The organism is Blautia sp. CGZ-1-C1, from assembly GCF_056504575.1.
The window spans coordinates 26,385-38,396 of the sequence record NZ_JBWLUT010000116.1; the positions used below are offsets into that span (position 1 = coordinate 26,385).

Consider the following 12,012-nt stretch of genomic DNA (forward strand, 5'->3'; position numbering starts at 1 on the left):
AATTTCTTCTATATTAATATGAAAGGAAACAATCAAATGAGCATGAAAAACTCTGATAACAACAATAATGAAACTGACAGATTTTCCAAAAGCGAAAAACCAGTTTTCCTGTATACAGTGATTGGCGTACTGACAGTTGCTGTTATTGCACTGGCTGCAGTCTCCTTCTTATCACTGAACCATCTTGTCACCCTCCAGCAGAAAGTACAGACACTTTCCAACACCGTACAGGATATCTCAACTGATGCGAACACCCTTATCAGCCAGGCAGATCAGCTGGATGAACTAAGAGAACAGGAAAGTTCCGTTCAAACAACAACAGGAGAAACAACTGCTGCCGCCCAATCTGAATCACCAGAACCCGCTCCAGGATCAGAACAGGAAGGAACACTTTCCCCTTCTTCCGGCACCACATTCACTGACAACACAGACTCCAGTATGGATAATCTTCTGAATCAGGTACAGTCACTACTCCCAACAGATAACGGAACCTGGTCCGTATATGTCTGCAACCTGCTGAAAGATTCCGATGGAACGATCAATGACACTCCAATGCAGGCTGCCAGCCTGATCAAACTTTATATCATGGGTGCTGTCTACGAAAATTATGGAACAATTGCCCAGTCCCATAACAGCGAAGAAATAGACAGCAATATTTCTGCCATGATCTCCGTCAGCGATAATGATGCTGCCAATACTCTGGTAAACTGGCTCGGAAACGGCAATGATGCCGCTGGTATGGCAAAAGTAAATAATTTCTGTCAGGAACATGGTTTCACCAGCACACAGATGAACCGGCTCCTTCTCGCCGGTAAAGAAAATGGTGACAATTATACATCCGTCAAAGACTGTGGAACATTCTTAAAACAGATTTATCAGGTAGTCAATGGAACTCTTCCATCATCTACTCTCACAAATGCAGACGCCATGTACTTCCAGTTAAAAACACAGCAACGCAAGAATAAGATTCCGGCTCAGCTCCCTGAGGGCGTTGGCACCGCTAACAAAACCGGCGAACTCGACACAGTAGAAAATGATGCAGCGATCATCTATGACACTGCCAAAGGCATTGATCTTGTTGTATGCTTCATGTCACAGGATCTCACCGATACCGGCGCAGCCCAGAGCACCATTGCTGCAGATGCACGCGCTATCTACGGATATTATAATGAATAAACACTATCTTCTGAATCTACAGTCTATCCAGATAATTGTCATAAATCAGATAGATATTCACAGTTGAAACAAAGAACTTACTTGATTCGATTAAAAGAAGGAGGCACATCCCTTAACGGGTTGTGCCTCCTTCTGCAAATTCAACAGGAAGAATCGTCAATGTTTCTATCTCTTCCCCTTTTATTTTCTTTAATAAAAGTTCCACAGCCTTTCGTGCCATATCCGGTACAGGCTGTACGATCGTTGATACCAGATATTTTCCGCTGTTCATCCACTGCATTCCATCATGTCCCACAAGCTGAACTTCCTCCGGAACTTCCACACCAAGAAACTGCAGCTGTTCCAGTAAAGCTTTCGCAAGCAGATCTGTGCTGGTATAGATACCATCGTACCTCATTTTTCCGGTCTTTCTTGCAGATATGATAAAATTCCTTAATACATCTTCCACAGAAGCTTTTCCTCTGACCAGGTCAAAATCGTCTCCAAGATTTAATGTTTCACAGTAGACTCCATGAGCATCACAATAGCTCTTAAATCCTTTCCCCCGCTTCAACGTCTCTCCGGAAATCTCTGACCCATTTCTCAGATAGAGCAGATGTCTGCTTCCTGTTGAAATCATTTTCTGTGCAGCAAGTTCTCCTCCATGATAGTTATCTGAACTGATACAGCTTACTTTTTTGTGAAAATGTCTGTCCAGAGAGATAAGAGGAATATTTTCCGATACATATGGCTCAACATCCTGATATGTAACACAGATAATGCCATCCACTTTATTCTGCTCTGCCATACGATAATAATATTCTTCCTTCTCAGGCATTCCCTGTGTATTACACAGCAACAGTTTATAACCATTTTTATACAATTCCTGCTCAATATAGTAAACCCACTCTGCAAAAAAAGGATTCAGTATTTCAGGTACAAGTGCCGCTACTGTGTAGGTATTCTTTGTTTTCAGACCTCTGGCATAGAAGTTCATCTGATACCCAAGCTTTTTTACAGAAGCTTCTACTTTTATTCTGTTTTTCTCACTTACATACTGTCCGTTCAGCACCTTGGAAACAGTTCCAACAGCTACCCCTGCATCCTGTGCCACATCTTTAATTGTTACCATATACAACTCCTGATATTTTTTACTGTATATTGCTTATAAAACGGACAAAGTCATCTACTTCCACTATATGCTCATGAACGCAGACGTTTCGCGATCTGCGTTCATGTTTCTCATCCGGACAGACTATAGTTGAAACAGGATTCTTACCTGATCCGGTAAAAATCTTTATTTATACAGACACATTTTTTCTGAAACTTTTAAATCTTCTGTTCTGAAAACTTCCCAGTCCATACCCAGAATATTCTCTTCTGTTTCCGCTGCTCCATATACCTTTCCGTTTTCTGCAAATACCTCAATAACTTCCTGATCAAAAATGAAGCTGATTTCCTGTTCTGTTGAGATTCTTTCCCTCATATAATATACATGTGTTTCTGTATCCTCAATACTCAGGATATTGCTGTAAAAATCCACTATCAGTCTCAGGCTTCCTATTGTCAGTCTCCACTCTCCCTTAGTACCTGCTTCCGGAGTCAGAACGATCTTGCATGCCTGTCCCTCAGGAGAAATCGTATTTTTAAGATTATCATACCATTCTGTTTCAAGATTCTCAAGTTCTTTGGCAAGTGCAAAACAGATTTTATAATCACTGCCTTCTTTTACCAGGGATAATTCTGTTGGAAGGGACATCAGTCCTCTGTAATTTCCTCTGTCATTCTTCATACGGAGCCATGCCATACTGATCACCCTGTCATCTACACCACTGAATGTCTGAGCTGCATAGGGCAGTACAGAGCTATACCCGGATTTACGGCATCCGTCAGGTTTAAACTTATACCCGTCAAATTCTCCGGTCATATAGTAACCATCTGCGGACCAGAATACCCATCTCTTTTCTCCTGGCACATTTTTAACTTCCAGTTCAAGAAGATCCGGACACTCCCACATTCCAGGCTCTGAAATTCTCTGAGTTTCCTCCCAGTTCAGCAGATCTGTTGAGCGATAGACAGCAAAATCATATCCGTCCAAGTATAATACCATAATAAATGCTTTGCTTTCTTTATGATAAAAAACCTTAGGATCTCTGTTCTCATTTACAATATGAGGCATACAGAATTTTTCTGATCTCTGAAGAGTTTTTCCTCCATCTGTAGAATACGCCAGTCTCTGGGTAAACAGATTTCCTGCATCTACAGACCACTGATTTCTGCCGCCTGCAGCTGTATAGAAGTACAACAAAGTTCCTTCGCCATAGCCTGTCAGATTATCTTTATCCTGAATTCCGCAGCCGGAGTAAACAGTTCCTGTTTCATCCGGTGCAATAGCCAGTCCTTCCTGTTCCCAGTGATAGAGATCCTTACTCTTTACATGACCCCACTGCATATTTCCCCACATACTTCCATATGGATTCCACTGATAATAGAGATGATAAAATCCATCTGCATAAACCATACCATTAGGGTCATTATGCCATCCTGTTGCAGGTGCAGCATGCAGTTTCGGACGATAAGGATATACATTATCATAAGGTTTCCCGTAACAGAAAATTCCTTCCAGAAGTTCCTTGTCTGCACCTTCTACCTGCAGATCTTTTCCTAAGAACGCAGAAGCATCCCAGCATCCGTAAAATTCACAATCTGTTTTTCCAAGATGAATATCGATCTCCTGGATTTTTTTTCCTTCTATATAAAAATGCAGCTTTCTTTCCGGTGCATTTTTGCTTACCGGGAGCCAGATATACGGTTTTTCAACGTTTAATATCATTTTGTATCCTCCATTTAGCTGTTCCGTTCAAAAATCTTATACTTCCAGTTGTTGCTCATTTCATTTTTTATGGCTTCAGCCGATTAGTTTTTCGCTCCTGTAGATGCAATTCCTGCCACATAGTATTTCTGAAGACTAAGGAAAATGATCAGTACCGGAATTGTTACCAATGTCAGACCAGCCATAACATTTCCATAGTTAACCGGCTGGATACTGAACAGACTGCTCAGAGCCATCTGGATGGTCTGTTTGGAGCTGTCTGAGATTACCATAACCGGCCATACAAAATCATTCCAGCAGGCAATAAATACAAGAATACCAACAGTTGCATACACCGGTTTTGCCAGAGGCACGACCAGCTGGAAAAAGGTTCTAATCGCACTGGCGCCATCCAGCTTGGCAGCTTCTTCAATACTCTCAGGAATTCCCATAAAGTTCTGTCTGAACAGGAAGATATACATAGGGCTTGCGATCGCCGGCAAGATCAGTGCAAGATAAGAGTTTGAAAGTCCCATCTTATAGATAATAGAGAACTGCGGAAGCATAACTGTCTGAGCCGGAATGATCATAACTGCCAGGATCAGTGCAAAAAGCAGATTTTTCTTTGGGAATTTTAATCTGGCAAATGCATAACCTGCCATAGAATTTACGATCAGTCCCAAAGCAATGATGACTATAATATATGACAGTGAATTCAGCATTGCTTTTACAAGAGGAAGCTTTGAGATAACCTCTTTATAGTTAAAAAATACGTCTTCTTTGAATGCCGGTACAAAAGCCTTCAGACTGGTAATATCTGAAAAGATCATGGCATCATCTTTAAAAGAAGAAACGATCATCCAGATCAGTGGAAACATAAAAATTAATGCTACCACTGTCATACCAATATATATAAGAAACTGTTTTGGCAGAGATGGTTTTTTATACATTTATTTTTCCTCCTAATCTTCGTTACTCTTATTTGTCAGCTTGTTCTGAATCAATGTAAGGATCAGTACCATAACTGTAAATACCAGTGCCATTGCAGAACCATATCCCATCTTGTTGTATTTGAAACCAGTCTGATAGATTTCATATACGATCGTCATGGTAGAATTTTGCGGACCACCGGCAGTCATCATCATTGGCTGGATGATCAGCTGGAAGGCACTTACTACAATAGACAGAGAAATAAATACTGTTATATTTCTTAATCCCGGAATTGTGATATTCCAGAACTGATTCCACTTTGTTGCGCCGTCCACTGCTGCTGCCTCATACAGATACTGCGGAATATCCTGAAGACCGGATAAGAAGATCATCATCTGGAAACCACAGCCCTGCCATGCTGACAGAATAACAATACACAGCATTGCGGTCTTTGGATCATTCAGAAATTTAAACGGCCCAATTCCCACACTTCCAAGTAAGGAGTTCAGCAAACCATTGTTCGGATTGTAAATATATGTCCAGAGAATGGAAACTACAACCAGAGATAATACAGTTGGTGCAAAAAATGCAAGTCTGTAAACTGAAATTCCTTTCATCTTACGGTTGATCATTAAAGCCAGGCCAAGTGCCAGGCATACCTGAAGCGGAACTACCAGGATTACGAATACAAATGTATTCACAATACTCTTCATAAATACTGTATCCTGAGTCAGGCGGATAAAGTTCTTCAATCCAACGAATTCCATTCTGTCTGGTTTCAGAATATTGTAATTAGTAAAACTATATCCAACCGTCATAAAGAACGGAACAAACAGGAAAATAGCAAGAAGTACAAATGCAGGTGCAACAAATGCCAGTCCCGTCCAGTTTTCTTTTGTCATTTTTTTTCTGGGTGCTTTCACCGGAAACCCTCCTTTTTACTCATATCAGAGATTCAGCCAGTAAAGCGGAAATTTGTGATCCGCCTTTACAATTCAAATTCCGGGACACCTTTCATGTATGATGCCCCGGAATTCTGTCACAGGAAATTCGAAACTTTTTTATGGAGTTCAGCAAACTCTGCAGTCACAATTACTGATTAGTAAATATCTGCCTGGAAGTTATACTGCTCTACAGCCTGATCCAGAGCTTCATCTACTTCCATACCTGTAAGTACGTTCTGTAATGCAGTTGCAAACTGATTGCTGAGGATCGGATAGTATACAGATACAGGTCTTGCTTTTGCTGTGTTCTGTAACTGATAGCTGAATACGTTCAGTGGTTCTTCATTGAATGCGTCAATTTTCTCAAATGCAGAACTTCTTGCAGGCGGCATTGCGTTTGCTTCGTACATTCTTGCACTGGCATCTGTGCTTGTCATAAAGCGAATCAGCTCTGCTGCGCCTTCTTTTTTCTCATCAGAGCAGTTGCTGCTCATTGCAAATGTCCAGGAACCGCAAGCAGATGCCGGAGTAGAATTCTCATCATAAACAGGCATTGGCATCAGACCCCAGTTAATATCATATTTTGCAAGATTACCTGGTTCCCAGGATCCTGTCAGAGCCATTGCAGCCTGACCAAGTTCAAAGCTGTTCTCTGCAGGTGTTGCACTTGCATATCCATTGTCTGCCATGTCCTTGATCCAGTTAAATACATTCTTAGTTGCATCACCGTTAAGGAAGCCTTCTGCTGTTTCTCCGTCTTTGTCCAGTACGCTGCTGTCCTGAGAGTAGATCAGTGGAAGGAAGAAGTAGATACATGTCTCATCTTTTGCATCCAGAGACATTGTGATTCCATAGCAGTCATCTGTTGTCAGTTTTTTAGCTGCATCCTCAAGCTGTGCAAGAGTCCATGGTTTTTCTGCTGTAGCAGGCTCAATTCCTGCTTTTTCAAACATATCTTTGTTATAGAAAATACCTACAGAGGAGTCCATAGCACCTAATGTATATAATTCATCATTGTATGTACCCTGCTGGATAATAGACGGGTTGAAATCAGCTAATTCGTCTTCTTTGAAATAATCACCGATCGGTACGATTGCATTTGCATCTGCATACTGTGCAACTGCAACGCCATCTACTGTGAATACATCCGGAAGTCCGCCGTTTGTGATCGCTGCATTAACTTTATCATCATATCCACCTGCGTCACCGCTTCTTGCGATCTGAGTTAAAGTTGCATGATAAGTTCCCTCATATTCCTTATTAAATTCATCGATCAGTGTTTTATAAAGCTGTCCTTCCGGTGAGTCTGTCTCATGAACCCAGATAGTAAGTTCTTCTGCATCTGCTGCAGAAGCTGTAACAGCTGTTACGCTGAATACAGATGTCATCATAGCTGCTGCCATTACTACGCTCAATACTTTTTTCTTCATTGTTCGTCCTCCTGATTTTTGAGTTTGGTTATGTGGATTGATTTTGAAACGTTTCATTTTTGCTTTTATTTTTTGCATTCACAAAAGTATTTTTCCATCTGCCGGATTCAGATAAGCACTTTTATGAATGCATTATTGATATCAATGATTGCTTCAAAAATGAAACGATTCATTTGATGGTTTTATTATATAGTTGAAACGATTCATAGTCAAGAGACAATTATGCTGTTTTTTACTTTTCTAATATTTTCAACAATATTATATATCTTTTTTTATATATTATGCACAAAGCGCAGTTCTTTTTACAAAATAATAAGAGCAAAAAAGAAGCCCTCTGCCTATGCAGAATAGAACAATCTATGTCCGGCAATCCCGAACTGATTTATCCTGCTTAAAGCAAAAGGCTTCTCCTGTTTATACCATTATGCCTCTTCAGCTTCTCCCTCTTCATAGGACTTCTCCCATATCTCCGAGAACACTGCCAGAGGGCAGTCCGTCAGGAGACACATAAGAAGGAAACATTCATAAGGATTCACTATGTAGATTTCGCCCATTCCGCATCGAAGCAGGATGTCCTGAATCTCATCAAGGAAATTCTTGTATCTGTTAAATGGATCATCATCCTCCATCTCCTGCGATACAATAAAAAACTCCAGCGTGATCAGGTCAAATCGCTCCACCGGGAGTTTGTGGCTAAGGATGTTCGTGATTCTCTGTCTGCTGAAACGCTTCTGGCTGAAATGTTTTGCGAGAATGGAAGCCGACATCTTTTTCAGATTTCCCATTTTGTTAATCGGAATCCCGCTGCAGATTACTTTTTCCACATCGGACGGTGTGATTCTCTCTGCTGTCCACACTTTATCCCCGCCTTTTTCCTCCTCATCATGTTGATAAAGTCCGGCGATAATCTGTTTTGCATGATAAAGCAGTCTCGTAAATTCCTGGAATGCCTGGCTTTTCTCGGATATCGGATCTACTCGTTTAGCCTTCAGTTTTGCAAGATAATCTATCAGCTTCTCTTCTGTATCCAGATAGAGACTATTTCCGTATAGAACCTGAGTATTATCCATTTCTACCGGAGAGAGCGTTTCATATTTCTTCTTTAACTCCTCTGCTTTGTGATATCCCTGCTGGGTACTGTAACAATACCAGTAGATTACCTCATCCGGATTGTGGAAATCAAAATCCTGCTCTTTTAATACTCTGGTCAGAAAATCCGAAACATCTTCGGCTGTCATTTTTAATCCGAATCCAAGCAGGAAAACGGTTTCTCTTTTTACTGAAGCCTGATTCAGCCAATTATTGACCAGCGCCGATAATTTCGTTGAGGTAGGATTCATTGACTTGGGGGTATAGGTCTCTTTAAATGAATCCAGTATGATTTCCTTATATACCTCCTGTGGAACTTCTGAGAAAGGTTCTTCCAGTTCTGCTCTCTCATAAATGTAACGCTTCAGGTGATCGCCAAAGGATACCAGCTCCATCTCTTTATATAAATAATGAAAAATAACATCTGAATCCTCATCTTCGAAACTGTCAAGGCTTACTACCTGGCGGAATCTCTGAGCTGCCCTTCTGGTAAATTCATAATCCTGTACTTTATCAAATGCCACCGTCTGCTCAAAGTCCAGATCCTGCATACGATTTTTCATACTGCCTTCACCTCTCATTTTTTATCTTTCAGATTTTTCATCCATGTTTTTACCATTCGGACCGTATCTAACTTCTGCACTTCGCAAAGCACGATCGTCACATTGTCTCTTCCGCCTTTATCCAGTGCAGTCTGTAAAAGAGTATCTACCATTTCTGAAAGCCCCAGACCTCCCGACAGAATTTCTTCGATTTCTCTGTCCGAAAGCATATCCGTCACCCCATCCGAGCACAGCAGATATTTATAACCTTCTTTATGCTCGATTTCTGCCACAGATGGTTCCAGCATCTGCAGATCCTCGGGAAGTCCCAGATACTGTGTTAATGGAGCTTTTCCCACCATCGACCTTCCCAGAACATGATCGGTAGAAATCTGGCGCAGTTTATTTTCACCCCAGAGATAGATTCTGCTGTCTCCGAGATTGCAGGCAAACATAGACTCCGGCGTAAATAGAACCATCGCCATGGTACTGCCCATACTCTGAATATGGTTGTCCGTCCCATAACTGCATACTGCCTGATTCATCTTCTTACATATTCCATCTATGAACTCTTCCGGGATATCTCTCAGCATTCTTTTATTTGTATTGTAAAATTTTCCAAATTCTTCGGAAGCGAGAAAAGCTGCTACTTCTCCACAGCTTTCTCCTCCCATGCCGTCAAATACTGCCATTGCCGGTACTCTGCTTCCGGAAATAATCTTCGAACAGATGCCTTTTGTCCCCTCATTGTTCATTGGGAGGGATTCTCCAAAGCACCAGAAATTATCCTCATTATTTGCCCTGACATTTCCCATATGGCAGGTATATGCACACTCAATCTGATACGCCATCGTCTGTCTTTGTACCTTCTCCCTTCAATGCTTTCAGTGAATTATTCCAGTATTTCTCGCCACGTTTTACAAACTCATCATTATCTGTTTCATTGTCATGGCATTTGCCATTGGAATCGATCCAGCGGATCAGCTCACCGTCATCATAATAATAGTATTCTGAAGTTTCATCATACCAGATATATGCAAAGAAAAGCCTCTCACCCCAATAGAAATATTCCTCATAAACACCGTCTTCTGACTCTGCCGGGTAAACCAGAGCTTTCATGCATTCGCTTTCAATGTCCATATTTCCGTCTGACTGCTGAGTAGTCTTAACTCTGCGCAGATATCGTAAAACAGTTCCCTCTGTACCAACCCAGTCATAGCTGTCCAGATTGTCCGTAATCGTTGTTGCCTGCTCCTTGATTGTATCCAATGTCTTTGAGAAATCTTTGGAATCAGATTTCGAGGAGCTGTATTTCTTATCCTCCAGAATTGCAATCGGATTATCTTCCTGATTTGCCTGCTGGTTACGCAGACTTACTTTATAGTAAATGCCTGCCATACCCAGTATTGCTGCTCCTGCTACGATTGCAACCAGTGCCCTTCGCAACAACTGCTTCTTTCTGCGTCTGCGTTTTCTGGCTTCTACCGCCCTGGCAGATCTCATCGCAACTGTCTCTGATGGTGTTTCCTGAGTAATTGTACTTCTAACCGCTGAGGCTGTAGCACTCGTATTTCTGACCGTTGAAACTGTAGCACTTGTTGCTGCGCCTGCATTTCGCTGCTGCGTTTTATCTGCTGATACAGCAGTCTGTACTGATGCATCTGCTGTTCTCGTCCTATTCGGATTTTGCCCTGATGTAACAGCTGCTGTCTTTCTATTTACGGAACTGCGTGATGGAGCATCTGATAATCTCTTTCTGTCTGAAATATTTTGTCCACTTGACTGGCTTTTCTTTTTAGACACATTCTGCTCTTGTACATCCCGTATCTCTGATCCCGTTTTCTTTTCATTTTGGCTCTTTGAGCTCTGTTCGAATGTAATTTGTGGTGTCCTATACCGGTTTCCAACAGTTGATGCAATCTTAGATGAAGGCATCTCGCTTTGCGATATCTGCCGATTCTTTATAATTCTTCCATTCTTCAGATCATCTAGCGCACGATAAAACTCCTCCGGAGTCTGGTATCTCTCCGCAGGATCATAGGCACAGGCTTTCAGAATAATCTGCGCGAACAACTCTCCTGCATCCGCCGGAACGCTCATCTTCTCACCTGCGACACGCTTATTTAATGCATTCTCTTTATCTCTGTATGTAATAAACTGCTTTTCCAAACTCATAAATGGCAGTCTGTTGTGGTTCATCAATTTGTATAGTACAATTCCAAGGGAGTAAATATCCACTCTGCTGTCATATTTCTCGCCCTTATACATCTCCGGAGCCATATAGGAGTAAGTTCCCTTCTTGGAAAATCCGCTCATTGTCCGCTCAAGTTCACGGGCAATTCCGAAATCTCCAAGCTTAAAATCGCCAAATCTGGATACAAAAATATTCTCCGGCTTGATGTCTCTGTGAATAATCTTAAGTTTCCGGCAATACTCCAGTGCTTTACTCAGATCCATTCCAAGCTGTATCACTTCATTTTCAGTCAGCTGTTTCTCTGCACAATAATCAATAAAACTGGTAAGATATTCCATTCGTATGGAGATTTCCCAGCCTATGGCATCCAGATATTCCATAACCTTGAAGTCTTCTACAGAAACAATATAAGAATTTCCCCGGAAATACTCCATGGTGCTGATTTCCTGGATACACTCCTCTACCAGATTCTGAAAATACTGTCTGGTGGACTGGTCATCTCCCGTTTCGGAACGTACACTGTTTAGCTCGCTCTGGCTTCCGGGTATGTTGATGATCTTAATGGCTGAATAGAAAGATTTTCCACGTTCTGTTCTCTGCGCTTTGTAAACTTTTCCAAAAGAACCTTCGCCGATCTTCTCTATGATCTTCCATTCCGGCCATGCCGAAACCGGCAATTCTTTATCCATGCTGCACCTCCTTCTTTGTCTTATATCTATAATACTTTCATTATGATATCAAAATCATAAAACAAATCTTCGTCTTATCTGCAAATTATAACACAAAACCCGACTTCTTTGTATTTTTCTCTTTTTATCTCCACTGGAATCTTTTGGTTAAGTTACTGTTCACTCCGTGCCCAGTAACACGCTTCGCGATGCACAGACTTTATGCTAATCGCATAAAGTCGCGCGGT

9 protein-coding genes are annotated in these 12,012 nt (G+C 41.4%); 1 reads left to right on the forward strand and 8 read right to left on the reverse strand.

Features of this window, described 5'->3' with window-relative positions:
* The first annotated feature begins 36 nt into the window (after positions 1-36).
* On the forward strand, positions 37-1,176 hold the full coding sequence (locus AC058W_RS10660) for a serine hydrolase (protein ID WP_243009334.1): 1,140 nt from the start codon (positions 37-39) through the stop codon (positions 1,174-1,176).
* Between the two features lie 112 nt (positions 1,177-1,288).
* Here the strand turns inward: AC058W_RS10660 and AC058W_RS10665 are convergent, their stop codons facing one another.
* The 8 genes from AC058W_RS10665 to AC058W_RS10700 all read right to left on the reverse strand — a co-directional run bounded on the left by AC058W_RS10665 (position 1,289) and on the right by AC058W_RS10700 (position 11,785).
* The gene (locus AC058W_RS10665; protein ID WP_118247500.1) at positions 1,289-2,287 is read right to left on the reverse strand and encodes a LacI family DNA-binding transcriptional regulator; all 999 of its coding nucleotides are present in this window, start codon (positions 2,285-2,287) and stop codon (positions 1,289-1,291) included.
* A gap of 165 nt (positions 2,288-2,452) precedes the next feature.
* A complete protein-coding gene (locus AC058W_RS10670; RefSeq protein WP_118136147.1) occupies positions 2,453-3,988 on the reverse strand; it encodes a glycoside hydrolase family 32 protein in 1,536 nt (511 codons plus the stop codon).
* Positions 3,989-4,071: 83 nt separating this feature from the next.
* Positions 4,072-4,917, reverse strand: coding sequence for a carbohydrate ABC transporter permease (locus AC058W_RS10675; protein WP_117845793.1), 846 nt, complete (start codon positions 4,915-4,917; stop codon positions 4,072-4,074).
* Positions 4,918-4,929: 12 nt separating this feature from the next.
* Positions 4,930-5,820 carry a carbohydrate ABC transporter permease gene (locus AC058W_RS10680; protein WP_278277948.1) on the reverse strand — a complete coding sequence of 297 codons (891 nt, stop codon included), beginning with the start codon at positions 5,818-5,820 and terminating at the stop codon, positions 4,930-4,932.
* A 176-nt stretch (positions 5,821-5,996) separates the two neighbouring features.
* Complete coding sequence (locus AC058W_RS10685; protein ID WP_118247501.1) at positions 5,997-7,271, reverse strand: extracellular solute-binding protein; 1,275 nt, start codon at positions 7,269-7,271, stop codon at positions 5,997-5,999.
* A 422-nt stretch (positions 7,272-7,693) separates the two neighbouring features.
* Positions 7,694-8,923: a hypothetical protein gene (locus AC058W_RS10690; protein WP_118247522.1), complete on the reverse strand. Its 1,230-nt coding sequence runs from the start codon at positions 8,921-8,923 to the stop codon at positions 7,694-7,696.
* Between the two features lie 14 nt (positions 8,924-8,937).
* Entirely contained in the window at positions 8,938-9,753 is an 816-nt protein-coding gene (locus AC058W_RS10695; protein ID WP_117674950.1) for a PP2C family protein-serine/threonine phosphatase, read from the reverse strand.
* Positions 9,737-11,785 carry a serine/threonine-protein kinase gene (locus AC058W_RS10700; protein WP_118247502.1) on the reverse strand — a complete coding sequence of 683 codons (2,049 nt, stop codon included), beginning with the start codon at positions 11,783-11,785 and terminating at the stop codon, positions 9,737-9,739. Before AC058W_RS10700 ends, AC058W_RS10695 begins: the two co-directional genes overlap by 17 nt.
* Positions 11,786-12,012 lie beyond the last annotated feature (227 nt).